Genomic DNA, 24,210 nt, shown 5'->3' with positions numbered 1-24,210 from the left:
TTAGGGAGAGGGGGTAAAGGGCGGGCACGGAGCGGCTGCTGACTACCCTCTCCCCCGGCCCCTCTCCCGCAAGCGGGAGAGGGGAGACAAGCAAGCGCAGAGCGGTCTTCATCACGCCACCTCCACCGCGGCTTTAGCCGCCGACGGCTTTTTTACTTCCACAGGCACCTCGATCAGCACATCGGCCACCAGCTCGGCGATGTCCTTGATCTCCGGGCGCGGCGCCACCACGCCTTCGAGCATGGCGGTGCACTGCGGGCAGCCCACGGCCACCAGTTCGGCGCCGGTTTCCTTGATGTCCACCATGCGCATGTCCGGAATCCGCTGCTTGCCGGGGATGTCGGTGATCGGCGCGCCGCCGCCACCGCCGCAGCAACGGGAACGGAAGCCCGAACGCTGCATTTCCTTCACCTCGATACCGATGGCCTTGAGCACGGCGCGCGGGGCCTCGTACTCGCCGTTGTAGCGGCCCAGGTAGCAGGGGTCGTGATAGGTCACGCTGCCGCCCTTGTGCTGGCCGAGGTTCAGGCTGCCACGCTGCACCAGTTCATTGATGTAGGTGCTGTGGTGCAGGACCTCGTAGTTGCCGCCCAGGGCGCCATACTCGTTCTTCAGCACATGGAAGCTGTGCGGGTCGCAGCTGACGATGCGCTTGAACTTGTACTGGTTGAGGGCGGCGATATTGCGCTTGGCCAGTTGCTGGAAGGTGGCTTCGTCACCCAGGCGACGGGCCACGTCACCGCTGTCGCGCTCTTCCAGGCCGAGCACGGCGAAGTCGACGTTGGCGGCCTTCAGCACCTTGACGAAGGCACGCAGGGTGCGCTGGTTGCGCATGTCGAAGGCGCCGTCGCCGACCCAGAACAGCACGTCGGCCTGCTTCTTCTCGCTCATCAGCGGCAGGTTCAGGTCAGCCGCCCAGTTCAGCCGGCCGCCGGGGGCGAAGCCGCCGGGGTTGTCGGTGGCGATCAGGTTTTCCAGCACCTCGGCGCCCTTGTTCGGGGTCGCGCCCTTCTCCAGGGTGAGGTGGCGGCGCATGTCGACGATGGCGTCGACGTGCTCGATCATCATCGGGCACTCCTCGACGCAGGCCCGGCAGGTGGTGCAGGACCAGAGGGTGTCCGCTTCCACCAGGCCCTTGCCGCCCCGGACCACGATCGGTTGGTGCGGGCCGCCGCCGTGTTCGCCCAGCGGGATGCCCGGGTAGGGGCTGCCGGCGAACTTGGCGTCGTCGCCACCGGCCAGGCCAATGACCATGTCCTGGATCAGCTTCTTCGGGTTCAGCGGTTGGCCGGCGGCGAAGGCCGGGCACACCGCCTCGCACTTGCCGCACTGCACGCAGGCGTCGAAGCCGAGCAGCTGGTTCCAGGTGAAATCGGTGGGTTTCTCCACGCCCAGCGGGGCGTTCGGGTCAGCCAGGTCCAGCGCCTTGAGGCCGGTGGAGCGGCCGCCGCCGAAGCGCTCGGCGCGACGGTGCCAGGCCAGGTGCAGGGCACCGGCGAAGGCGTGTTTCATCGGTCCGCCCCAGGTCATGCCGAGGAACAGCTCGGACACGCCCCAGGCCACGCCAATGGCCAGCAGGCCGGCGACGAACCAGCCGCCGAAGCCTTCCGGCAGGATGCCGGCCACCGGCAGGGTGGCGATGAAGAAGCTCGCCGAGAACATCAGCAGGCTCTTCGGCAGGCGATTCCAGGGGCCCTTCGACAGGCGCGCCGGCGGGTTGCGGCGGCGCTTGGCGACGAAGATGGCGCCGACGAACATCAGCACGGTAGCCGCCAGCAGGGCGAAGCCGAGGATCCGGCTTTGCAGGCCGAAGCCGTGCACCACGATGGCCAGCAGCGCCGACAGCACGAAACCACCCGCGGTGGCGACGTGGGTCTTGGACATGTACTTGTCGCGTTCGACCACATGGTGCAGGTCCACCAGGTAGCGGCGCGGCATCTTCATGAGGCCGCCGATCCAGTCGACCTTGGAGGGTCGGCCACGGCGCCACATGAAAAAGCGCTTCGCGGCGCCCAGCACGGCAAGGCCGAGGGCGGCGAAGAGCAGGATGGGAAGAATTGTATTCAGCATTGCAGCTCACCCGTCCGGGAGAGCTGGAGGCTGGAGGCCGGAAGCTGGAAGCGGTTGGTGCCGCTTTTCGCTTCCAGCTTCAAGCTTCCAGCTTCAAGCCTGTGTGATTAGAAGTCCTTGCACAGACGCAGGGCGTCGTAGATCGCCGCGTGGGTGTTGCGCTGGGCCACGCAGTCACCGATGCGGAACAGCAGGTAGCCGCTGCCGGACTCGCTGAGGCAGGGCTGCGGCTTGATCGCGAACAGCGCCTCCACATCGATCTGACCCTTGTTGCGCGAACCGTCCTTGAGTGCGTAGTACAGACCTTCGTCCGGGCGTACGCCGTTCTCGATGACGATCTGGTCCACCACCCGCTCTTCCTTGGCGCCGGTGTATTCGTTCTCCAGCACCGCCACCACCTTGTCGCCCTCGCGGTAGACCTTTTCCAGCATCAGGTCGCCGGTCATGATCACTTCCTTCGGGTAGATGCTGCGGTAGTAGGTCGGGAAGGTGGTGCCGCCCATGGCGATGCCCGGCTTGATGTCGTCGGTGACGATCTCCACCTGGGAACCCTTGTCGGCCAGGAAGTCCGCCGCCGACATGCCGCCGAACTCGCAGATGGTGTCGTAGACCAGCACGTTCTTGCCCGGCGCCACGGTGCCGTCGAGGATGTCCCAGCTGCTTACCACCAGGCCTTCGGCCGCGCCCCAGTGCTCGTTCTGCTCCAGGTACGGATGGCCGCCGTTGGCCAGCACCACGATGTCCGGCTTGAGGTCGAGGATGGCCTCGGGATTCGCCGCGGTACCCAGGCGCAGGTCCACGCCCAGGCGGGCGATTTCCAGCTGGTACCAGCGGGTGATGCCGGCGATCTGGTCGCGCTGCGGTGCCTTGGCGGCGATGGTGATCTGGCCGCCCAGCTGGTCCTTCTTCTCGAACAGGGTCACGTCGTGGCCACGCTCGGCTGCCACGCGCGCTGCTTCCATGCCGGCCGGGCCACCGCCGACGACGACGACCTTGCGCTTGACGCCGGTGGTCTTCTCGATGATGTGCGGCACGCCCATGTATTCACGGGAAGTGGCGGCGTTCTGGATGCAGAGCACGTCCAGGCCCTGGTACTGGCGGTCGATGCAGTAGTTGGCGCCGACGCACTGCTTGATCTGGTCCACCTGGCCCATCTTGATCTTGGCGATCAGGTGCGGGTCGGCGATGTGGGCGCGGGTCATGCCCACCATGTCCACGTAGCCGCCTTCGAGGATGCGGGTGGCCTGGTTCGGGTCCTTGATGTTCTGCGCGTGCAGCACCGGTACGTTGACCACTTCCTTGATGCCCGCCGCCAGGTGCAGGAAGGGCTCCGGCGGGTAGCTCATGTTGGGGATCACGTTGGCCAGGGTGTTGTGGGTGTCGCAACCCGAGCCGACCACGCCGATGAAGTCGATCATGCCGGTGTCGCTGTAGTACTTGGCGATCTGCTTCATGTCCTCGTGGGACAGGCCGTCCGGGTGGAATTCGTCACCGCAGATGCGCATGCCGACGCAGAAGTCGTCGCCGACTTCGGCGCGCACGGCCTTCAGCACTTCCAGGCCGAACTTCATGCGGCCTTCGAAGGTGCCGCCCCATTCGTCGGTACGCTTGTTGACGCGCGGGCTCCAGAACTGGTCGATCATGTGCTGGTGCACGGCGGACAGCTCGACGCCGTCCAGGCCGCCCGCCTTTGCGCGTCTGGCAGCTTGCGCGTAGTTGCCGATCACACGCCAGATCTCTTCCACCTCGATGGTCTTGCAGGTGGCGCGGTGCACCGGCTCGCGGATGCCGGATGGCGACATCAGGGTCGGCCAGTTGAAGCCATCCCAGCGGGAGCGGCGGCCCATGTGGGTAATCTGGATCATGATCTTGGCGCCATGCTTGTGCATGGCGTCGGCCAGATTCTGGAAGTGCGGGATGATGCGGTCGGTGGACAGGTTCACCGAACTCCACCATTCCTGCGGGCTGTCGATGGCGACCACGGACGAACCGCCGCAGATGGCCAGGCCGATACCGCCCTTGGCCTTCTCCTCGTAGTACTTCACGTAACGCTCGGTGGTCATGCCGCCGTCGGTGGCATAGACCTCGGCGTGAGCGGTGGACAGTACACGGTTGCGGATGGTGAGTTTGCCGATCTGGATCGGCTGGAACATTGCTTCGAATGCCATTGCCCTAGCCTCGCCTTACAGAGGTTTGACGATGAACAGGCCGTCGTCGTGGCCTTCTTCCGAGCCGCTGTACACCTGCTCGGCGACGGTGCGGATGCTGCTGCCGCGGGCCTGGAGGATCTGGTCCATGGCGCCGGCGAACCAGCCGGTGAACATGTAGTCGACCTTGCGGCCCACCTTGCCGTACACGTAGACGAAGGCCGAGTGCTTCAGGCGCACCTCGGCGGTGCCCTTGTCCAGGTCGATGGACTCGATCTGGAACAGGCCCCAGCCGCGCTGGGACAGGCGCTTCATGTAGTGCTCGAATACCGCCACGCCCTCCAGGCCATGGCATTCGGCTTCCTTCTCGCACCAGTGCCAGGCGGATTTGTAGCCGGCCTTGTAGAGGATCTCGGCGTAGCGCTCCGGGCCCAGTTCGGCTTCGATGCCCATGTGGTTGTTGACGAAGAAGTGACGGGGCACGTACAGCATCGGCAGGGCGTCGGTGGTCCAGACACCGGTTTCGCTGTCGACTTCGATGGGCAGTTCGGGGGCGTGTTTGGCCATGTTGTTCTAGCTCCGGAATTCGATTGGGCCCGGCTGCGGGCCGAATTAACCCCCTCTCCCTCTGGGAGAGGGTTGGGGTGAGGGTTGGTGGGGTTGCGAGCGGGATTACATCCCTCACCCCCGGCCCCTCTCCCGGAGGGAGAGGGGGGAAGAGCGGTTATTCGCCCCAGACGTCCTTCAGCACGCGGACCCAGTTCTCGCCCATCACCTTGCGCACCACGCGCTCGGGCATGCCGCGCTTGAGCAGGGTCTCGGTGAGGTTGGGGAACTCGCCCACGGTGCGGATGCCCAGCGGGTTGACGATCTTGCCGAAGTTGGTCAGGCGGCGGGCGTAACCCTTGTCGTGGGTCAGCCACTCGAAGAATTCCTTGCCATGGCCCTGGGTGAAGTCGGTGCCGATGCCGATGGCGTCTTCGCCGACGATGTTCATCACGTACTCGATGGCCTCGGCGTAGTCGTCGATGGTCGAGTCGATGCCCTTGGCGAGGAAGGGGGCGAACATGGTCACGCCGACAAAGCCGCCGTGGTCGGCGATGAACTTCAGTTCTTCATCGGACTTGTTGCGCGGGTGTTCCTTGAGGCCGGACGGCAGGCAGTGGGAGTAGCAGACCGGCTTCCTGGATTCGAGGATGACTTCCTCGGAGGTCTTGGAGCCGACGTGGGACAGGTCGCACATGATGCCGACGCGGTTCATCTCGGCGACGATTTCGCGGCCGAAGCCGGAGAGCCCGCCGTCGCGCTCGTAGCAGCCGGTGCCCACCAGGTTCTGGGTGTTGTAGCACATCTGCACGATGCCCACGCCCAGCTGCTTGAACACTTCCACGTAGCCGATCTGGTCCTCGAAGGCGTGGGCGTTCTGGAAGCCGTAGATGATGCCGGTCTTGCCCAGTTCCTTGGCCTTGCGGATGTCGGCGGTGGTGCGCACCGGGATCACCAGGTCGCTGTTGTCGCGGATCAGCTTGTTGCTGGCGGTGATGTTGTTCACCGTCGCCTGGAAGCCCTCCCAGACCGACACGGTGCAGTTGGCGGCGGTCAGGCCGCCCACGCGCATGTCTTCGAAGAGTTCACGGTTCCACTTGGCGATGATCAGACCGTCGATGACGATGCTGTCGGCGTGCAGTTCGGCTGGGCTCATCAGGCTGTCCCCTGTTATGCATGCGCCGAATCTTCTGCCGGCGCTTTGAGGGGAGCATATCCCCGGGGAATTCGGCGCTATCGCGCAAAAGCGACCGGGGTATTGCCGAAAGCGTCAAGCCGGTCGCGAATGGGCAAGCGGGGTTCGGAAGTGAGGTTCGCCACGGCGTGACGCGGGCTCTTGTAGGGGCGATTTCAATCGCCAAGCGGGCCGCAGGTCCGCCCTTCGGCCTTGCAGGGGGCAACTGCGTTGCCCTTGGCGAATGAATTCGCCCTTACAGGTAGTCCAGCGCCAACCACAGGTCCGCCCCTCCCCAACCCGCGCCCGAACCGCCTATAAAGAAGGAGCGAGCGCCGATTTCTGCGCCCCGCGGCCCAAGGTCGGTTTCAGGATGCGCAGGGTCGCTGGGGTGCAATCTCCGAATGGCGGGGATGGCAAGCTCCCCAAATGCCCCTACAAGTGCGCGAAGACGCCCAGCCGGGGCGCACAAGGACGGCCGCCAGCGAGGCCACGCATCCGTGACGTGGCGGGTGAGCCGCAGCCGACGACCTCCGGACGACCGGCACCGGTCAATTGTCCGTGACCGTGAGGAACGCTGTATGTCTGATGAGACGCTTCATCTGCCCCTGATCCAGAGCGTGCTGGAACGCGAGAAGGACACCCCCGGTGCCCTGCTGCCGATCCTCCACGCCATCCAGGAAGGCGCCGGGTATATCCCGGATATCGCCATCCCCGAGATCGCCCATGCCCTCAACTTGAGCCTCGCCGAGGTGCGCGGGGTGATCAGCTTCTACCACGACTTCCGCACCACGCCGCCGGCACGCCATACCCTGCGCCTGTGCCGCGCCGAGTCCTGCCAGAGCATGGGCGCCGAGCGCCTGGCCGCGCAGCTGCGCGAACAGCTGGAACTGGACGACCACGGCACCAGCGCCGATGGCCGGATCAGCCTGCGGCCGGTCTATTGCCTGGGCGCCTGCGCCTGCTCGCCGGCCCTGGAGCTGGACGGCCAGCTGCATGCGCGGCTCACCCCCGAGCGCCTGAGTGCGCTGGTGAAAGGCTGCCTGGAGGAGGGCTCATGCTGAAGCTGTACATCCCCTGCGATTCCGTCGCCCGCGCCGTGGGTGCCGACGACCTGGCCGAGGCCCTGGTGCGTGAAGCCGAGCGCCGGCAACTGCCCATCGAGCTGCGTCGCACCAGCTCTCGTGGCCTCTACTGGCTGGAACCCTTGCTGGAGCTGGATAGCGAACAGGGAAGGCTGGGCTTCGGCCCGCTGACGCCCGCGGACGTTCCCGCCCTGCTGGATGCCCTCACCGGCGATGCCGGCACCCATCCGGCGGCGCTGGGTCTGGTGGAGGAGATTCCCTATCTCAAGAGCCAGCAGCGCCTGCTCTTCGCCCGCGCCGGCATTACCCGGCCGTTGTCCCTGGAGGATTACCAGGCCCATGGCGGCTTCGAAGGACTGCAACGCGCCATTTCCCTGAGCGGCGACGAGATCGTCGCCGCCGTGCTGGATTCCGGCCTGCGTGGCCGTGGCGGCGCGGCCTTCCCGGCGGGCATCAAGTGGCGCACCGTGCGTGGCGCCGAAGCGGCACAGAAATACGTGGTCTGCAACGCCGACGAAGGCGACTCCGGCACCTTCGCCGACCGCATGCAGATGGAGGGTGACCCCTTCCTGCTGATCGAGGGCATGACCATCGCCGGCCTCGCCGTCGGCGCGACCCTGGGCTACATCTACGTCCGCTCCGAGTACCCGCAATCGGTGCAGACCCTGCGTGCCGCCATCGAGATCGCCCGCGAGGCTGGCTATCTCGGCGCCAATGTCCTCGGTAGCGGCCGCGCCTTCGACCTGGACGTCCGTGTGGGCGCCGGCGCCTATATCTGTGGCGAGGAAACCGCCCTGCTGGACTCCCTGGAAGGCAAGCGCGGCGTGGTCCGCGCCAAGCCGCCGCTGCCGGCGCTGCAAGGCCTGTTCGGCCTGCCGACGCTGGTGCACAACGTGCTCACCCTGACCTCGGTGCCGATCATCCTCGCCCGTGGCGCACAGTTCTACCGCGACTTCGGCATGGGCCGCTCGCTGGGCACCATGCCCTTCCAGCTGGCCGGCAATATCCGCCACGGCGGCCTGGTGGAGCGGGCCTTCGGCCTGACCCTGCGGGAGCTGGTGGAAGGTTATGGCGGCGGTACCGCCAGCGGCCGGCCGCTGAAGGCCGCCCAGGTGGGCGGGCCGCTGGGCGCCTGGGTGCCGCCGGCGCAGTTCGACACGCCGCTGGACTACGAGGCCTTCGCCGCCATGGGTGCGATGCTCGGCCACGGCGGTGTGGTGGTGGCCGACGATACCCTCGACATGGCGCACATGGCCCGCTTCGCCCTGAAATTCTGCGCCGAGGAATCCTGCGGCAAGTGCACCCCCTGCCGGATCGGCTCGACCCGGGGCGTGGAAGTGGTTGACCGCCTGCTGGCGGCGCCCGATGCCGCCGCGCGGGACGCGCAGGTGATCCTGCTCAAGGAACTCTGCGACACCCTGACCTATGGTTCGCTCTGCGCCCTGGGCGGCATGACCGCCTACCCGGTGACCAGCGCCCTCAAGCATTTCCCCGCCGACTTCGGTCTGGAGACCTCGGAGGCTGACCAATGATCAACATCTTCGACCCCGCCAGCGACATCGACCTGGGCACCCCGGCCCGCGAGAGCGAGGTGCAGGTCAGCCTGAGCATCGATGGCCGCGAGATCAGCGTGCCCGCCGGTACCTCGGTGATGCGCGCCGCTGCGCTGCTCGGCACTACCATTCCCAAGCTCTGCGCCACCGACAGCCTGGAAGCCTTCGGTTCCTGCCGCATGTGCCTGGTGGAGATCGACGGCATGCGCGGCTACCCGGCTTCCTGCACCACCCCGGTGGCGGAGGGCATGGTGGTGCACACCCAGACGCCCAAGCTCGCCACCCTGCGGCGCAATGTGATGGAGCTGTACATCTCCGACCACCCGCTGGACTGCCTGACCTGCTCGGCCAACGGCAACTGCGAGCTGCAGACCGTCGCCGGCCAGGTGGGCCTGCGCGAAGTGCGCTACGGCTACGAGGGCGCCAATCACCTGGATGAGCAGAAGGACGTCTCCAACCCCTACTTCGACTACGACCCGAGCAAGTGCATCGTCTGCAACCGCTGCGTACGTGCCTGCGAGGAAACCCAGGGCACCTTCGCCCTGACCATCAGCGGGCGCGGCTTCGACTCAAGGGTGGCGGCGGCCGGCGGCGAGAACTTCCTCGACTCCGAATGCGTGTCCTGCGGTGCCTGCGTGCAGGCCTGCCCCACCGCCACCCTGATGGAGAAGAGCGTGGTGGAAATGGGCCAGCCGGAACGCAGCGTGATCACCACCTGCGCCTACTGCGGCGTGGGCTGCTCCTTCCGCGCGGAGTTGAAGGGCGACCAGCTGGTGCGCATGGTCCCGGACAAGAACGGCCAGGCCAACCACGGCCACGCCTGCGTCAAGGGTCGCTTCGCCTGGGGCTACGCCACCCACCCGGATCGCATCACCAAGCCGATGATCCGCAAGCACATCAGCGACCCCTGGCAGGAAGTCAGCTGGGAGGAAGCGGTGAACTACGCGGCCGGCGAATTCCGCCGCATCCAGCTCAAGTACGGGCGCGATTCCATCGGCGGCATCACCTCCAGCCGCTGCACCAACGAAGAGACCTACCTGGTGCAGAAGCTGGTGCGTGCCGGCTTCGGCAACAACAACGTGGATACCTGCGCCCGCGTCTGCCATTCGCCCACCGGCTATGGCCTCAAGCAGACCCTCGGCGAGTCCGCCGGCACCCAGAGCTTCGACTCGGTGATGCAGGCCGACGTGGTGCTGGTGATCGGCGCCAACCCCACCGACGCCCACCCGGTGTTCGGCTCCCAGCTCAAGCGCCGGCTGCGCCAGGGCGCGCGGCTGATCGTCATCGACCCGCGGCGCATCGACCTGGTGGATTCCCCCCACGCCCGCGCCGAGCTGCACCTGGCGCTGCGTCCGGGCACCAACGTGGCCATGCTCAATGCCCTGGCCCATGTGATAGTCACCGAGGGCCTGGTCAACCAGCCCTTCGTCGACGCGCGCTGCGAAGCGGCCGATTTCGCCCGCTGGCGAGATTTCGTCAGCAAACCGGAAAACTCGCCCGAAGCCCTGGGACCGGTCTGCGGCGTGTCGCCCGCTGACATCCGCGCGGCCGCGCGGCTCTACGCCACCGGCGGCAACGCGGCCATCTACTATGGCCTCGGCGTCACCGAGCACAGCCAGGGCAGCACCGCGGTGATGGGCATCGCCAACCTCGCCATGGCCACCGGCAACATCGGCCGCGAAGGGGTGGGGGTGAACCCGCTGCGCGGGCAGAACAACGTCCAGGGCTCCTGCGACATGGGCTCCTTCCCCCACGAGCTGCCAGGCTACCGTCACGTCTCCAACGACGCGGTGCGCCACCAGTTCGAACAGGCCTGGGGCGTGACCCTGCAGCCCGACCCGGGCCTGCGCATTCCCAACATGTTCGAGGCGGCGCTCGGCGGCACCTTCAAGGCGCTCTACTGCCAGGGCGAGGACATCGCCCAGAGCGATCCCAACACCCAGCACGTCACCGCGGCCCTGTCGGCCATGGAATGCGTGGTGGTGCAGGACATCTTCCTCAACGAGACCGCCAAGTTCGCCCACGTCTTCCTGCCGGGCAGCTCCTTCCTCGAGAAGGACGGCACCTTCACCAATGCCGAGCGGCGCATCTCCCGCGTGCGCAAGGTGATGGACCCCCTGGGCGGCAAGGCCGACTGGGAAGCCACCCAGCTGCTGGCCAACGCCCTGGGCTACAGGATGGACTACAGGCACCCGTCCGAGATCATGGATGAGATCGCCCGCCTGACGCCGACCTTCCACAACGTCAGCTACGCCGCGCTGGACCGCCACGGCAGCCTGCAATGGCCCTGCAACGAGGCGGCGCCGGACGGCACCCCGACCATGCACATCGAGGAGTTCGTGCGCGGCAAGGGGCGCTTCATGCTCACCGGCTACGTGCCCACCGAAGAGAAGGTCAACAGCCGCTATCCGTTGCTGCTGACCACCGGGCGCATCCTCAGCCAGTACAACGTCGGTGCCCAGACCCGGCGCACCAGCAACGTCGCCTGGCACGAGGAGGACCGCCTGGAGATCCACCCGACCGACGCCGAGAGCCGTGGCATCAGCGAAGGCGACTGGGTGGGCGTGGGCAGCCGCGCCGGGCAGACGGTGCTGCGTGCCAAGGTCAGCGAGCGGGTGGCGCCCGGGGTGGTCTACACCACCTTCCACTTCCCCGAGTCGGGAGCCAACGTGATCACCACCGACAACTCCGACTGGGCCACCAACTGTCCGGAATACAAGGTCACGGCGGTGGAAGTCTCGCGGGTCTACCAACCCTCCGAATGGCAGAAACGCTACCAAGAGTTCAGTGACGAACAGCGGCGCTTGCTCAAGGAACGCCGCAGAACGGAAAAAGTCGAGGTACGTCGATGAGCACCGAAAACCTGATCAAGATGGCCAACCAGATCGCCCAGTTCTTCGCGTCCGAACCGGATCGCGACCAGGCCGTGCACGGGGTGAGCCAGCACCTGCAGAACTTCTGGACCCCTGCCATGCGCATCGAGCTGATGGCCTGGCAGGTAGAGCACCGTGGCGAATGCCTGCACCCGCTGGTGCAGGCGGCGCTGGCGGAGCAGGGGAGGGCGGTGTAGGCGCCACTGCGGGGCGGAATACCTGTAGGGGCGAATTCATTCGCCAAGGGCAGCGCAGCTGCCCCCTGCAGGACTGCAGGGCAGACCTGCGGCCTGCTTGGCGAATGAATTCGCCCCTACAACAGATCTCGCGTCCTTTCAGCCGGTGTTGCGATGGGGCTCCTGATCCGGATGCTCATGCCGGTCCTGGCTGGGGCAGGTGGCGAAACGCACCCGGTAGCTGCGGGAAAAGTACGAGGACGACTCGAAGCCGCAGGCCAGGGCCACCTCCAGCACGCTCATGTCCGTCTGGCGCAACAGCTGCCGGGCCTTGTCCAGGCGCAGGCCGAGGTAGAAGTTCGACGGCGTTTCCTTCAGGTGCAGGCGGAACAGCCGCTCCAGCTGGCGCGGCGTGACGCTCACCAGCTCGGCCAGTTCCCGTGAGCTCAGCGGCGTTTCGCTGTGCCGCTGCATTTCCCCGATCACCTGCACCAGCTTCTTGTTGTGCACATTGAAGCGGCTGGCCACCTGCATGCGCTGGTGGTCCTGCTGGGTACGGATGCGCCCCAGCACGAACTGCTCGGATACCTGGAGCGCAAGGGTTTCGCCGTGGCTGCGGGCGATCAGGGTGAGCATCAGGTCGAGGCTGGCGGTACCGCCGGCGCTGGTGATGCGCCGGCCGTCGATCTCGAAGAGTTCCTGGGTGACGCTGAGCGCCGGATAGCGCTCCTGGAAGGCCTCGATGGCCTCCCAGTGCAGGGTCAGGCGCTGGCGGGAAAAGAGTTCCGCCTCGGCCAGCACGAAACTGCCGGTATCTATCCCGCCCAGCAGCAGGCCCTCGCGCTCGGCGCGGTGGAGCCAGTGGGCCAGGCGCGGACCGAAGTGGGCCAGGGGCTCGAAACCGGCCACCACGAACAGGCAATCCCCCTCGGGCGGGGTATCCAGGCCGCCCTCCACGTTCAGCGACATGCCGTTGCTGCCGGCCACCGGCCCGCCGTCCAGGCTGAGCAGGCGCCAGCGGTACAGCTCGCCGCGAAAGCGATTGGCGACCCGCAGCGGTTCCACCGCCGACATCAGGCCGATCATGGAAAAACCCGGCAGCAGGAGGAAGCTGAAGGTCTGGGGCATGGCCGCTTTCCGCCAGGAGGATGAGCCACTAAAAGACACTGAGCCGCGTAGTGCAAGAAAGGTGGTCGTTCCTGTTCAACAGGTAGTCGTTTTAGTTCGAATCGGCGGTTTTCTCGCTGCGTAATGTTTGCCCATCGGGTTGTCGTGGCGCCCGAAAACGGAAGGAGTCGCCCCCCGGCTCCTGAACAACAAGTACATAACCGTATGGCTGCAAGGGGAGTATCGATGAAAGGTCTCACCGCTTTCGCTGGTTGCTGTTTGTTCGCCCTTTCCACCACCGCCGCACTCGCCGCCGAAGACGCCAGTTGCCAGCAAGCCCGCATAGGGGTGGTTGGCTGGACCGATGTCGTCGCCACCACGGCGGTCGCCGCCACATTGCTGGATGGTCTCGGCTACAAGACCTCCCAGATCACCGCATCGCAGCAAATCATCTTCTCTGGCATCGACAAGAAGCAGATCGACTTCTTCCTCGGTTACTGGAAACCGGCCATGGACAACAACATCAAGCCGTTCCTCGACAAGGGTCAGGTCAAGGTGTTCGAACGGCCCAGCCTGCCGGACGCCATCGCCACCCTGGCCGTGCCTGCCTACGCCGCGGAGCAGGGGCTCAGGACCTTTGCCGACATCGCCAAATTCAAGGATCAGCTGGACGGCAAGATCTACGGCATCGAGCCCGGTACCGGCGCCAATGCGAACATCAAGAAGATGATCGAGGCCAACCAGTTCGGCCTGGGCGACTTCCAGCTGATCGAGTCCAGCGAAGCGGCCATGCTGGCCGCCGTGGGGCGTGCCGCCAAGCGCAAGGAACCCATCGTCTTCGTCGGCTGGAAACCGCACCCGATGAACATCCAGATGAAACTGACTTACCTGACCGGTAGCCAGGACGTCTTCGGTCCCAACGAAGGCGCGGCGTCCGTCTCCACCGTGACCGCGCCGGACTTCGCCGAGCGCTGTCCCAACGTCAATCGCCTGCTCACCAACCTGACCTTCACCACGGAACAGGAAAGCGCGCTGATGGAGCCGATCATGGCCCGCCAGGACGCAAGGGACGTCGCGCGCAAATGGCTGAAGGACAACCCCGCGGAAATGCGCCGGCTGCTCGAAGGCGTCACCACCTTCGACGGCAGGAACGGCGTCGACAGCGCCCTCGCCTCGCTCAAGTGATTCCACGCAACCTCCGGTGCGCGGGTTGCCCGCGCACGGTCTCCGATCGCCTCGCAGAAGGATGAAACAACCGTGAACTACGAAGTCATCGTCACCTGTGCCGTCACCGGCGCCGGCGATACCGTCGGCAAGCACCCCGCCATTCCGGTCACCCCGAAGGAAATCGCCGCCGCCGCCATCGAGGCCGCCAAGGCCGGCGCCACCGTCGCCCATTGCCATGTGCGCGATCCGCAGACCGGCAAGCCGAGCCGCGACGTCGCCCTGTACCGCGAGGTGGTGGAACGCATCCGCGAGAGCGACACCGACATCATCATCAACCTCACCGCCGGCATGGGTGGCGACCTGGAGATCGGCAAGGGCGAGCAGCCCCTGGAATTCGGCACCGGCACCGACCTGGTCGGCCCGCTGGAGCGCCTGGCCCATGTCGAGGAACTGCTGCCGGAGATCTGCACCCTGGATTGCGGCACCCTGAACTTCGGCGACGGCGACTTCATCTACGTCTCCACCCCGGCCCAGCTGCGCGCCGGCGCCAAGCGCATCACCGAGCTGGGGGTGAAGGCCGAACTGGAGATCTTCGACACCGGCCACCTCTGGTTCGCCAAGCAGATGCTCAAGGAAGGCCTGCTGGAAGACCCGCTGATCCAGATCTGCCTGGGCATCCCATGGGGCGCGCCGGCCGACACCACCACCATGAAGGCCATGGCCGACAACCTGCCGGCAGGCATCACCTGGGCGGGATTCGGCATCGGCCGCTCGCAGATGCCGATGGTCGCCCAGGCCATGCTGCTGGGCGGCAACGTCCGGGTGGGCCTGGAAGACAACATCTGGCTGGATCGCGGCGTACATGCCAGCAACGGCCAACTGGTGGAGCGCGCCATCGAGATCATCGAGCGCCTCGGCGGCCGTGCCCTGAGCCCGGCCGAAGGCCGCGAAAAGATGAAGCTCAAGCGCCGCTGATTTCTCCCCTCTCCCTTCAGGGAGAGGGGCCGGGGGAGAGGGTGACCAGGCCCGCGCATGGCCCTCTCTCCAACCCTCTCCCACAGGTGGGAGAGGGGGTTTGAAAACCATTCGCCCATCAGGAGCCCCCCATGTCCTTCGTCACCCAGATCAAGACCTTCGCCGCCCTCGGCAGCGGCGTCATCGGCAGCGGCTGGATCGCCCGCGCCCTGGCCCACGGCCTCGATGTCGTCGCCTGGGACCCCGCGCCCGGCGCCGAAGCCGCCCTGCGCGCGCGCATCGCCAACGCCTGGCCGGCGCTGCAGAAGCAGGGGCTGGCCCCCGGCGCCTCCCAGGAGCGCCTGCGCTTCGTCGAGACCATCGAAGAATGCGTGCGCGACGCCGACTTCATCCAGGAAAGCGCCCCGGAGCGCCTCGACCTCAAGCTCGACCTGCACGCGAAGATCAGCGCGGCGGCCCGGCCCGATGTGATCATCGGCTCCAGCACCTCCGGCCTCCTGCCCAGCGAGTTCTATGCCGACGCCACCCATCCCGAGCGCTGCGTGGTCGGGCACCCCTTCAACCCGGTCTACCTGCTGCCGCTGGTGGAAGTGGTGGGCGGCGAGAAGACCGCGCCCGAGGCCGTGCAGGCCGCCATCGAGGTCTACACCGCCCTGGGCATGCGTCCGCTGCATGTGCGCAAGGAAGTGCCGGGCTTCATCGCCGACCGCCTGCTCGAAGCCCTGTGGCGCGAGGCGCTGCACCTGGTCAACGACGGCGTCGCCAGCACTGGCGAGATCGACGACGCCATCCGCTTCGGCGCCGGACTGCGCTGGTCCTTCATGGGCACCTTCCTCACCTACACCCTGGCGGGCGGCAATGCCGGCATGCGCCACTTCATGGCCCAGTTCGGCCCGGCCCTGCAGCTGCCCTGGACCTATCTGCCGGCACCGGAGCTCACCGAGACGCTGATCGACCGGGTGGTGGAAGGGACGTCCGAGCAGCAGGGCTCGCGCAGCATCGCCGAGCTGGAACGCTACCGCGACGATTGCCTGCTGGCGGTGCTCGGTGCCATCAAGGACACCAAGGGGAAACACGGCTTCGCCTTCGCCGACTAACCTCGATCTTTCCCGACCCTCTCCCCGGCCCTCTCCCTTCAGGGGGAGGGTCGGGGAGAGGGTGCCTCGCTGGGAGTATCTGCATGAGCCACGCCCTGACCACCTACCGCACCACCATCCCCGCCGACTGGGTGGACTACAACGGCCATCTGCGGGATGCCTTCTACCTGCTGATCTTCAGCTACGCCACCGACGCCTTGATGGACGTCATCGGCCTCGACGAGGCCGGGCGCGCCGAGACCGGCCACACCCTCTACACCCTGGAGTGCCACCTGAACTACCTGGCGGAAGTGAAGTTGGGGGCCCAGGTGGAGGTGCGTACCCAGTTGCTGGGCGTCGATGCCAAGCGCCTGCACATCCACCACAGCCTGCACTACCCGGGAGACGCCACGGAACTGGCGGCCAGCGAGCAGATGCTGATGAACATCGATAGTGCGGCGGGGCGTTCGGCGCCCTTCTCCGAGGCGGTGGCCGAGCGTATCCGTGGCATCGCCGCCGAACAGGATGGGCTGCCGCAACCTCGCCATGTCGGGCGGGTGATCGGCCTGCCCGGGCGCTGAGGCGCAGAGCCGTGTCCGCCACCTATCCACTGTCGCCGGCCATGGCCGGATTCGTTGCCCGCAGCCAGGCGTTCACCGCCGACGGGACGGGCATGGTCGCGGCGCGTGCGGCCTATGACGCCCTCTGTCGCGCCTTCACGCCGCCCCGGGCAGCCACGGTCGAGTGGCAGGCCCTGCGCCTGGGGCGGGTACCGGCGCGCCTCTACCGGCCCGCCGGCCCGGCCCCGGACGGCGGCTGGCCCGCCGTGCTGTTCATCCATGGCGGTGGCTGGATGCTGGGCGGGCTGGATTCCCACGCTTTCCTCTGCGACCGGCTGGCCGCCCGCTTGCCGCTGGCGGTGGTGGCGGTGGATTACCGGCTGGCGCCGGAGCATCCCTTCCCCACCGCCCTGGAGGATTGCCTGGAGGCCTGGCGCGCCCTGGAGCCTTCGCGTTCAGGGCTGGATGGAAGCCGATTGGCGGTGATGGGGGACAGCGCGGGTGGCAACCTGGCCGTCGCACTCTGCCTCGCCTTGCGCGAGGCCGGGGAGGCGCTGCCCTGCGCCCAGGCCCTGATCTACCCGGCGCTCAGCGCCTTGCCGCTGCCCTCCCACCGGGCGCTGGCCGATGCCCCGCTACTCAGCGGGGAGGACCTGGAGGCCTGCCTGGCCGCCTATCTGCCGGACCTGGCCGACCGGCGCCGGCCCCTGGCTTCGCCCCTGGAGGCGCGGGACTTCAGGGGCATGCCCGAGGCCTTCGTCGCGGTGGCGGAGTTCGATCCGCTGCATGACGATGGTGCCATCTATGCGCAGCGTCTGGCCGACGACGGCGTGGCGGTGGAATACAGGATGGGGACGGGGCTGGTCCACGGCTGCCTGCGCGGAATCGGACAAGTGCCGGAAGTGGACCAGCTCCATGATCGGCTGTGCGCCTGGCTCTCCCGGACCCTGCGCCTGCCGTGCGGCGCCGATCACATGCCAGGCATCGCATAGCGCCGGGCGAAGTCGATCAGGTCGACCGGGTTGCGGGTGTTCAGCTTGTCCATCAGGCGCGACTTGTAGGTGCTGACCGTCTTGTGGCTGATGAACAGCTGCTCGGCGATCTCCTTGTTGTTCTTGCCGCTGGCGAGGTTCTGCAGCACCGCCAGCTCACGGTCGGAGAGGCTGTCCAGCAGGTGATTGTCGGTACGCTCGCCGGCTGCTCCGTAAATCGGAAAGTAGACGGTGCTCGGAAACAGGCTGTAGCCGGACAGCACCGAGCGCACCGCGGAGATCAGGCTCAACGCGGGTTCCTGCTTGGACAGGTAGCCGGTGGCGCCTGCCTGCAGGCAGCGATTGGCGTAGAGCGGAGCGGGCAGCGAGGTCAGCACCAGCAGCTTGAGGTTGGCATCCATGGCACTGAGGCGTCCCAGTACTTCCAGTCCGTCGAGCTTGGGAATCGCAATGTCCAGGATGACCAGGTCGGGTCGCAACGAGCGGGCGAGGCTGAGACCTTCGACACCGCTATCCGTTTCTCCGACCACTTCATAGTCTTCACGTTCCAGAAGTACGCGGGTGGCGAAGCGGGTAATCGATTGGTTATCGATCAGCAGTACCTTACTCATCTGTTGGTTCTCCTTGTTTCATCGTCCCCAATGCTCAAGACGCGCAGCTAGTCTCCTTGAGAAGTTTCGCCGGGCGTTCGGATGACTCGATGCCGAGAGCTGTCGCGAACTTTTCCGGGTAATTGAGCGGAACGAACCTGATATTCGATCAAGTTGGATTTGATGGTTCTTTTTCGTCAGAATCGAGCCAATTTCAATTGGGGCAATTCAGAAACTTGACGAGAAAATTCCATGTTGTGTCCGAGTTCAGCCCCGGATCCATCGACAGTGCGCGTTGGCAATCAGCATCGAAGTGGAGCCGCAAGTATATTTCCGCTCTGACCCGCAATTAGTCAGCTAGGAAGTTTCCTACAAGGTGTGTAGGTTATGAGTCAGCCGCTAGATGCTGGCTCACATCGATCAGGGACCATGGCCAATGTTTTTCTTGCGTTTGCCTACGAGGTGGATCGGCTCGGTGCCCCGCATCTCTCCCGTCCGGCTGTCCGCCTGCCTGCTTTCCTCGCTGTTGCTCGCCGTGGCGCCGCTGGGTGCCGAACCACAGGCCTCCGCGCGCGTGTTGTCCAGTTCGTTGGTGGTGGATCACCAGGGCCTTGCCATCAGCGAGGACGACTGGTTCTGGCTGCGGGAGAAGCGCGAACTGGTGATGGGCATCACCGCCCAGGGCGTCGAGCCAATGGAGATCAGCCAGCGTGACGGGGCCTACGAAGGCATAGTCGCGGATGTCACCGCCCTGGTCAGCCAGCTCCTGGGCATGCAGATCCGCCTGCGCCAGTATCCGGACCGGCAGGCGCTGTTCGATGCCCTGCTCAGGCGAGAGGTGGACATGCTCGTGGGTTCGGCCGGGGAAGGCGGCGGATTGCCGCTTGTCCACAGCCGCCCGCTGGTCCGCGACCGCCTCGCGCTGTTCCGGCGCCATGAGGGTGCGGGCGACCTGCCGCAGGACCTGGCGGGAGTGCGGGTTGCGCTGACGCCGGATCTCGCGCCGCTCCTCGCCCGGCTCTACCCGGCGGCGCGTCCCGTGGAGGCGGCGTCCATCGATCAGGCCATGTCGCTGCCCGCACTCGGCCAGGCCGACCTGGTCCTGGGGAGTTTCCTGGCGGTTACCTACCGGCTCAACCGTGCCTTCGATGGCATGCTCAAGTTCGACCATTTTCCCGAAGGGGCGGATACCAGCCTGGGCTTCATCCTGCGCGCGAACGACGGAGCGCTGCTGCGGGGGCTCGATGGCGCCCTGCAGGCCTCGGGCCGGACCTGGCTGGACGATATCGTCCGTAGCCAGGTGGGCAGCGGCCTGATGCCGCTCAGCGAGCCGTTGCTGCTGTCACCGGTGGAGGCGCAGTGGGTGAAGGACAATCCGCTGGTGCGGCTGGTGATAGACGACGACATGGCGCCGGGGGCCTTTTTCGACGAAGCCGGACAGTTGCGGGGCTTTTTCGTCGACCTGCTGGACGTGGTGGCCCTGCAGACCGGCTTGCGCTTCACGGCAGTCACCCGCGCGGGCAGCGTCTCCCGGCAGATCGAGAGCCTGGAACAGGGCGAGGCGGAGCTGGCCATCATGGTTCCGAGCGGGGAGCGGGAGAAGTCGCTGCGATTCTCCCGCTCCATCATCCGCTATCCCTTCGTACTGGTCGGCCGCACCGATGCCGACCCGCCGCCCGACCGGCCGGACGGGCTGCGCCTGGCCCTGGTCAGCGAACATATGGCCGAGAAGGAACTGGGCGCCGCGTACCCGGGGGCCCGATTCGTCGAGTTCGACTCCGCGATCGATGCCATGAACAGGGTGAACGAGGGCGAGGTGGACTACGCGCTGCTTACCATGCCCATGGCGCGCTACTACATTCCGCGCCTGTTCAACGGCCAGCTGGCGATCGCCGCGCTGGCGAAGATCGACCCGGCCAGCGCCAACTTCGCCGTTCGCCGGGCCGACGGCGAACTGCAGTCGATCATCGACAAGGTCCTGGCCAGGCTCCCGCCGGGGGAGCTCAACGCCATGATCAGCCACTGGCAGGGTACGCCGGGCATGAGCCCGCAGACCTGGCGCGACTACGACGTGCTCATCCAGCGCATCCTCATGGGGGCGGCCCTGGTCGTGCTGGCGGTGCTGGCCTGGGTCCTGTACCAGCGGCGCGAGATTCTCCGGCGCAAGCAGGCCGAGCAGGAGCTCGGCGACGAACTGCGCTTCATCGAGACCTTGACCGACAGCATGCCGCCGCCCTTGTACGTGCGCGATGCCCAGGGGCGCATGCTGTCCTGCAACCGAAGCTATCTGGACAATCTCGGCCTTTCGGCAACTGATGTGCTCGGCCGGACCGCGCTGGAGTTGCCGCCGGCGGCGTTCGAGGCAGCGCCGGAGTTCCATCGGCTGTACCTGCAGGCCATGGCCGAAGGGCGGATGATCCAGGGCGTGCACGCGATACGCCTGGGCGAGCGCGAGCTCTGGATCGACCACTGGGTCCAGCCCTTCCGGGATTCCCTCGGTGCGGTGAAGGGCGTGATCTGCGGCTGGCTGGATATCACCGAGCACCGCCGCCTGGTGGAGGAACTGGAGGAGGCGAAGAACCTGGCGGATGCGGCCAGCCGCGCCAAGACCACTTTCCTCGCCACCATGAGCCACGAGATCCGCACCCCGATGAATGCGGTGATCAGCATCCTGGAGCTGGCGCTCAAGCGTGCCGCCGACCAGCCCATCGACCGTGCCAGCATCGAAGTGGCCTACGGTTCCGCGCGCAGCCTGCTGGAGCTGATCGGCGACATCCTCGATATCGCCAGGATCGAGTCCGGCCGCCTCAACCTGGCACCGAGCCGGGCCAACCTGCGGGAGCTGGTGGAGTCCGTGGCTCGGGTTTTCGACGGGCTGGCGCGGCAGAAGCGCCTGAACCTCGTCCTGGAGATCGACTCCAGCATCCAGGGCGATGTGCTGGTGGACGGCCTGCGCTTCAAGCAGATCCTCTCCAACCTGGTCAGCAACGCCATCAAGTTCACCCGCGAAGGCAGCGTTCGCGTGCACATCGAGGGCGAGGAGCCGGAACCGGGCATGTTGCGGGTCAGCCTGCGCGTGGAAGACACCGGCATCGGCATCTCCGAGGAAGACCAGGCGCGCCTGTTCCGCCCCTTCGCCCAGGTGGAACGGGGCTTCCAGCAGACCGAGGGGACGGGCCTGGGGCTGGTCATCTGCCGCTCACTCTGCGAGATGATGGGCGGCCGCCTGACCCTTTCCAGCGTCCCCGGCCAGGGCACCCGGGTGGATGTGGAGCTGCGTCTGCACCGTCTCGACCCGGTGGCGGTGCCGGACGCCCCGGCGCCGGCGAGGAGCGACGCAAGGCGCCGGCTGCGGGTACTGGTGGTGGACGACCATCCGGTGAACCGGCAGATCCTCGCCCAGCAGCTGGACCACCTCGGACACGAGGTGGTGGAAGCGGAAAACGGCGTGGATGCGCTGGCGGCCTGGCAGTCCGGGCATTTCGACGTGGTGGCCACCGACTGCCATATGCCGAGGATGAACGGCGCCGACCTCGCCCGTGCCATCCGCGAACAGGAGAGGGCGGACGGGCTGGCGCCGACCCTGATCCTCGGGCTGACCGCCGACGCCCAGCAGGAAGAAGTCGAGCGGGGCATCCAGGCCGGCATGGATGACTGCCTGGTCAAGCCGATCGGGCTCGATGTGCTGGAGGAGAAGCTGTTCGGCCTGGCCGGTGGCGAGCCGTCCGCGGAGACGCTGAGCGGGGGCGGCGTGGAACTGGAAGCCGGCCCGCAGCTGTTCGACCTGGCACCGCTGACACCCTTGACCGGAGGAGACCCGGGCCTGATCCGCAACCTGGTGACGGAACTGCTCAATACCAATCGACGCGACCTGGAGCCCCTGGTCCAGCTTGCCGAGCGGGATGACGCCCCGGGGCTCGCCGAACTCGCTCACCGCCTCAAGGGCGCGGCGCGGGTGGTCAGGGCGGAATTGCTCATCGCCGCCTGCAACCGGCTGGAACAGGCCTGCAAGGGCGCGGCGCCAGTGCCCGTCGAATTGCGGGCGGGCGCAGAGGGGGTGCGCGAGGCGATGCTGGAACTGGAGCGGGGGCTGACGGAATGGATGGCCCAGGGGGATCACTGACCCTTGGTGCTTTCCGCCAACAGGGCGCGGAACCTTTCAGGGTCCAGGGGACGGGAAAACAGGAAACCCTGGGCCAGCTCGCAACCCAGGGACAGCAGACGCTCGCGCTGTTCGGCGGTTTCCACCCCCTCCACCACCAGGCTCAGGTCCATCGCCTCCGCCAGGGCCACTGCGCTGCTGATGATGGCGCCGCTACGGGGCTGGTTCTGCAGCTTGCCAACGAAGGCGCCATCCAGCTTGACCTGGCTGAAGGGCAGCTCGCAGAGGCGGTCGAGGGATGAGTAGCCCGCGCCGAAGTCGTCCATGGCCAGGCCGCAGCCCATCAGGCGCAGGCGTACCAGGCTCTCCAGGCTGGCGGCCGGCGCCTCCAGCAGGCCGGTCTCGGTGAGTTCGAAGGTCAGGCCTTCGCCCGGCAGGCCGGCTTCTTCCAGGACCTGCCCCACGCGCGTGGCGATATCGCTGCCGCCCAACTGATGGGGTTGCAGGTTGAAGGCCAGGTTGACCTGCCGGCCGTTGCGGGCCAGCTCCTGCTGCAGCGCCAACCCCTGCTGGAAGAGTTGCCAGAACAACCGGTCGATCAGCCCATGGGCTTCCATCGCCGGCAGGAACTGCCCCGGCGAAAGTACGCCACGCCGAGGGTGGCGCCAGCGGGCCAGGACCTCCGCTCCGTGCAGCGCGCCGCTTTGCAGATGCACCTTGGGCTGGTACCAGGCCTCGAACTCGCCCTGCTCCAGGCCCAGGAGGATCTCGTCCAGCATCGGCGGCTCCTGGTCCACGGACGGGACCGGGCGCGTCGGTTGCAGGCGCTTGTGGCGTTCGATCATCTGGCCGGCGCGCTGGAGATCGAAAGGCTTGCCCAGGTCGCCGAGGAACTCCAGGTCCAGGCAACGGGCCAGGGCGTGGGTCGCCTGGCGTAGCTCCGGTTCCACCGCGCTGCTGAGGATCACCGAACGCACCAGCCCCGACTGGCTGGCGCGGCGCAGGAACTCGAGGCCGTCCATGCCCGCCATGCGCAGGTCGCAGAGCACGATGTCGACGCCGCCGCAGGCGTCCAGCACGGCCAGGGCATCGGCGCCGTCCGCGGCTTCGTGAATGCGCCCCAGCCCCAGTTGACGCAGGGCGGTGACGGCGACCAGGCGCTGGAAGGGTTCGTCTTCCAGCACCAGGATGCTCAGGTTTTTCATGGGGAGGGCTCGACAGGAATAGGTATCCCGGCCAAGTTACTCAGCGTCAGGAGGTTTCATCTAGGAGACGTCTCCTGTGATCTTGTAGGAAAATTCACCGGTGACGCTGTTTCGTCACCTTTGCGGGCTGCGTCAAGGATGCCCGGTCCCACTGGCTTCGAGGTCGAAATGAGAAGTGCCCTGATAGTCGACGATCATCCGGTCATCCGCATGGCAGTCCGCATGCTGTTGGAGCGCAACGACATGGTGGTCGTTGGCGAGGCCGACAATGGCGTCGATGCCTTGCAGCTGATTCGTCAGCACGAGCCGGATATCGTCATCCTGGATATCGGCATTCCACGGCTCGATGGCCTGAACGTCATCTCGCGCATCCGTGCCCTGGGTCTCGATAGCCATGTGCTGGTGCTCACCGCCCAGCCGGCCGACAGCTTTGCCCAACGCTGTTTCCAGGCCGGCGCCAAGGGCTTCGTCAGCAAGGAAGAGGACCTGCAGAACCTGATTACCGCCATCAACGCCATCAGCGCGGGTTTCACCCTGTTCCCCTCCATGTCCATGGGCGGCAACCAGCCTCCTGCGCTCAGCGAGGCCGAGCTGGTGGGGCGTTTGTCCAACCAGGAGCTGATGGTGTTGCAGTACCTGGCCTCCGGGCTCTCCAACAAGGAAATCGCGGAACGGATGCTGCTCAGCAACAAGACCGTGAGTACCTACAAGACGCGAATCCAGCAGAAGCTCAGCCTGGACTCCCTGCTCGAGCTGATCGAGTTCGCCCGGCGCAACGATCTGGCGGTGCGTCCGGAAGGCTGATGTCCGGA

18 protein-coding genes are annotated in these 24,210 nt (G+C 66.6%); 11 read left to right on the top strand and 7 right to left on the bottom strand.

The annotated features are described in order from the left end of the window. Positions 1-111 precede the first annotated feature (111 nt). The 4 genes from dgcB to ACFPU0_RS28630 all read right to left on the bottom strand — a co-directional run bounded on the left by dgcB (position 112) and on the right by ACFPU0_RS28630 (position 5,919). Positions 112-2,070 (bottom strand): dimethylglycine demethylation protein DgcB, encoded by a 1,959-nt coding sequence (gene dgcB, locus ACFPU0_RS28645; RefSeq protein WP_377696685.1) that lies wholly within the window; start codon positions 2,068-2,070, stop codon positions 112-114. Between the two features lie 107 nt (positions 2,071-2,177). Continuing rightward, positions 2,178-4,238: a dimethylglycine demethylation protein DgcA gene (gene dgcA, locus ACFPU0_RS28640; protein WP_377696684.1), complete on the bottom strand. Its 2,061-nt coding sequence runs from the start codon at positions 4,236-4,238 to the stop codon at positions 2,178-2,180. A gap of 15 nt (positions 4,239-4,253) precedes the next feature. After that, positions 4,254-4,784: a 4-vinyl reductase gene (locus ACFPU0_RS28635; protein WP_044871140.1), complete on the bottom strand. Its 531-nt coding sequence runs from the start codon at positions 4,782-4,784 to the stop codon at positions 4,254-4,256. A 157-nt stretch (positions 4,785-4,941) separates the two neighbouring features. Further along, positions 4,942-5,919 (bottom strand): dipeptidase, encoded by a 978-nt coding sequence (locus tag ACFPU0_RS28630; protein ID WP_377696683.1) that lies wholly within the window; start codon positions 5,917-5,919, stop codon positions 4,942-4,944. Positions 5,920-6,518: 599 nt separating this feature from the next. Here ACFPU0_RS28630 and ACFPU0_RS28625 point away from each other — a divergent pair. Genes ACFPU0_RS28625 through ACFPU0_RS28610 form a run of 4 tightly spaced genes read left to right on the top strand, consistent with a single transcriptional unit; the run spans position 6,519 to position 11,645 of the window. Then, positions 6,519-7,001: a formate dehydrogenase subunit gamma gene (locus tag ACFPU0_RS28625; protein ID WP_377696682.1), complete on the top strand. Its 483-nt coding sequence runs from the start codon at positions 6,519-6,521 to the stop codon at positions 6,999-7,001. Continuing rightward, on the top strand, positions 6,995-8,554 hold the full coding sequence (locus tag ACFPU0_RS28620; protein WP_377696681.1) for a formate dehydrogenase beta subunit: 1,560 nt from the start codon (positions 6,995-6,997) through the stop codon (positions 8,552-8,554). Before ACFPU0_RS28625 ends, ACFPU0_RS28620 begins: the two co-directional genes overlap by 7 nt. Continuing rightward, entirely contained in the window at positions 8,551-11,427 is a 2,877-nt protein-coding gene (gene fdhF / locus ACFPU0_RS28615; protein WP_377696680.1) for a formate dehydrogenase subunit alpha, read from the top strand. The genes ACFPU0_RS28620 and fdhF overlap by 4 nt, the downstream gene beginning before the upstream one ends. Continuing rightward, positions 11,424-11,645, top strand: a complete 222-nt coding sequence (locus tag ACFPU0_RS28610; RefSeq protein WP_377696679.1) for a formate dehydrogenase subunit delta — start codon at positions 11,424-11,426, stop codon at positions 11,643-11,645. The genes fdhF and ACFPU0_RS28610 overlap by 4 nt, the downstream gene beginning before the upstream one ends. A 138-nt stretch (positions 11,646-11,783) precedes the next feature. Here the strand turns inward: ACFPU0_RS28610 and ACFPU0_RS28605 are convergent, their stop codons facing one another. Next, positions 11,784-12,752, bottom strand: coding sequence for a GlxA family transcriptional regulator (locus ACFPU0_RS28605; RefSeq protein WP_377696678.1), 969 nt, complete (start codon positions 12,750-12,752; stop codon positions 11,784-11,786). Positions 12,753-12,977: 225 nt separating this feature from the next. On the opposite strand from ACFPU0_RS28605, the gene choX reads away from it, so the two are divergent. The 5 genes from choX to ACFPU0_RS28580 all read left to right on the top strand — a co-directional run bounded on the left by choX (position 12,978) and on the right by ACFPU0_RS28580 (position 17,501). Further along, positions 12,978-13,916, top strand: a complete 939-nt coding sequence (gene choX / locus ACFPU0_RS28600; RefSeq protein ID WP_377696677.1) for a choline ABC transporter substrate-binding protein — start codon at positions 12,978-12,980, stop codon at positions 13,914-13,916. Between the two features lie 72 nt (positions 13,917-13,988). Then, the gene (locus tag ACFPU0_RS28595; RefSeq protein ID WP_377696676.1) at positions 13,989-14,873 is read left to right on the top strand and encodes a 3-keto-5-aminohexanoate cleavage protein; all 885 of its coding nucleotides are present in this window, start codon (positions 13,989-13,991) and stop codon (positions 14,871-14,873) included. Between the two features lie 131 nt (positions 14,874-15,004). Continuing rightward, positions 15,005-15,970 carry an L-carnitine dehydrogenase gene (locus ACFPU0_RS28590; protein ID WP_377696675.1) on the top strand — a complete coding sequence of 322 codons (966 nt, stop codon included), beginning with the start codon at positions 15,005-15,007 and terminating at the stop codon, positions 15,968-15,970. An 83-nt stretch (positions 15,971-16,053) separates the two neighbouring features. Next, entirely contained in the window at positions 16,054-16,530 is a 477-nt protein-coding gene (locus ACFPU0_RS28585; RefSeq protein WP_377696674.1) for a thioesterase family protein, read from the top strand. Positions 16,531-16,541: 11 nt separating this feature from the next. Then, positions 16,542-17,501, top strand: a complete 960-nt coding sequence (locus ACFPU0_RS28580; RefSeq protein WP_377696673.1) for an alpha/beta hydrolase — start codon at positions 16,542-16,544, stop codon at positions 17,499-17,501. Here ACFPU0_RS28580 and ACFPU0_RS28575 read toward each other — a convergent pair. Next, positions 17,480-18,112, bottom strand: coding sequence for a response regulator (locus tag ACFPU0_RS28575; protein WP_377696672.1), 633 nt, complete (start codon positions 18,110-18,112; stop codon positions 17,480-17,482). The genes ACFPU0_RS28580 and ACFPU0_RS28575 overlap by 22 nt on opposite strands. 454 nt (positions 18,113-18,566) lie before the next feature. Here ACFPU0_RS28575 and ACFPU0_RS28570 point away from each other — a divergent pair, with 454 nt between their 5' ends. After that, entirely contained in the window at positions 18,567-22,214 is a 3,648-nt protein-coding gene (locus tag ACFPU0_RS28570; protein WP_377696671.1) for an ATP-binding protein, read from the top strand. Here the strand turns inward: ACFPU0_RS28570 and ACFPU0_RS28565 are convergent. After that, a complete protein-coding gene (locus tag ACFPU0_RS28565) occupies positions 22,208-23,398 on the bottom strand; it encodes an EAL domain-containing protein (protein ID WP_377696670.1) in 1,191 nt (396 codons plus the stop codon). The genes ACFPU0_RS28570 and ACFPU0_RS28565 overlap by 7 nt on opposite strands. A 168-nt stretch (positions 23,399-23,566) precedes the next feature. Here ACFPU0_RS28565 and ACFPU0_RS28560 point away from each other — a divergent pair, with 168 nt between their 5' ends. Beyond that, positions 23,567-24,202: a response regulator gene (locus ACFPU0_RS28560; protein ID WP_377696669.1), complete on the top strand. Its 636-nt coding sequence runs from the start codon at positions 23,567-23,569 to the stop codon at positions 24,200-24,202. The last annotated feature ends 8 nt before the right edge of the window (positions 24,203-24,210 follow it).

The sequence above is a fragment of the Pseudomonas sp. GCM10022186 genome, assembly GCF_042656385.1.
Classification (GTDB): Bacteria; Pseudomonadota; Gammaproteobacteria; order Pseudomonadales; family Pseudomonadaceae; genus Metapseudomonas.
Note: the sequence above shows the minus strand (reverse complement) of the source record. Positions and strands in the feature narration are given on the sequence as shown.

What these genes read in the sequence shown, in the direction of transcription:
- ACFPU0_RS28565 (WP_377696670.1), bottom strand. Translation starts at nt 23,398, where the DNA reads ATGAAAAACCTGAGCATCCTGGTGCTGGAAGACGAACCCTTCCAGCGC.
- ACFPU0_RS28610 (WP_377696679.1), top strand. Translation starts at nt 11,424, where the DNA reads ATGAGCACCGAAAACCTGATCAAGATGGCCAACCAGATCGCCCAGTTC.
- ACFPU0_RS28625 (WP_377696682.1), top strand. Translation starts at nt 6,519, where the DNA reads ATGTCTGATGAGACGCTTCATCTGCCCCTGATCCAGAGCGTGCTGGAA.
- ACFPU0_RS28560 (WP_377696669.1), top strand. Translation starts at nt 23,567, where the DNA reads ATGAGAAGTGCCCTGATAGTCGACGATCATCCGGTCATCCGCATGGCA.
- ACFPU0_RS28590 (WP_377696675.1), top strand. Translation starts at nt 15,005, where the DNA reads ATGTCCTTCGTCACCCAGATCAAGACCTTCGCCGCCCTCGGCAGCGGC.
- ACFPU0_RS28620 (WP_377696681.1), top strand. Translation starts at nt 6,995, where the DNA reads ATGCTGAAGCTGTACATCCCCTGCGATTCCGTCGCCCGCGCCGTGGGT.
- choX (WP_377696677.1), top strand. Translation starts at nt 12,978, where the DNA reads ATGAAAGGTCTCACCGCTTTCGCTGGTTGCTGTTTGTTCGCCCTTTCC.
- ACFPU0_RS28605 (WP_377696678.1), bottom strand. Translation starts at nt 12,752, where the DNA reads ATGCCCCAGACCTTCAGCTTCCTCCTGCTGCCGGGTTTTTCCATGATC.
- ACFPU0_RS28585 (WP_377696674.1), top strand. Translation starts at nt 16,054, where the DNA reads ATGAGCCACGCCCTGACCACCTACCGCACCACCATCCCCGCCGACTGG.
- ACFPU0_RS28575 (WP_377696672.1), bottom strand. Translation starts at nt 18,112, where the DNA reads ATGAGTAAGGTACTGCTGATCGATAACCAATCGATTACCCGCTTCGCC.
- dgcA (WP_377696684.1), bottom strand. Translation starts at nt 4,238, where the DNA reads ATGGCATTCGAAGCAATGTTCCAGCCGATCCAGATCGGCAAACTCACC.
- ACFPU0_RS28635 (WP_044871140.1), bottom strand. Translation starts at nt 4,784, where the DNA reads ATGGCCAAACACGCCCCCGAACTGCCCATCGAAGTCGACAGCGAAACC.
- fdhF (WP_377696680.1), top strand. Translation starts at nt 8,551, where the DNA reads ATGATCAACATCTTCGACCCCGCCAGCGACATCGACCTGGGCACCCCG.
- dgcB (WP_377696685.1), bottom strand. Translation starts at nt 2,070, where the DNA reads ATGCTGAATACAATTCTTCCCATCCTGCTCTTCGCCGCCCTCGGCCTT.
- ACFPU0_RS28630 (WP_377696683.1), bottom strand. Translation starts at nt 5,919, where the DNA reads ATGAGCCCAGCCGAACTGCACGCCGACAGCATCGTCATCGACGGTCTG.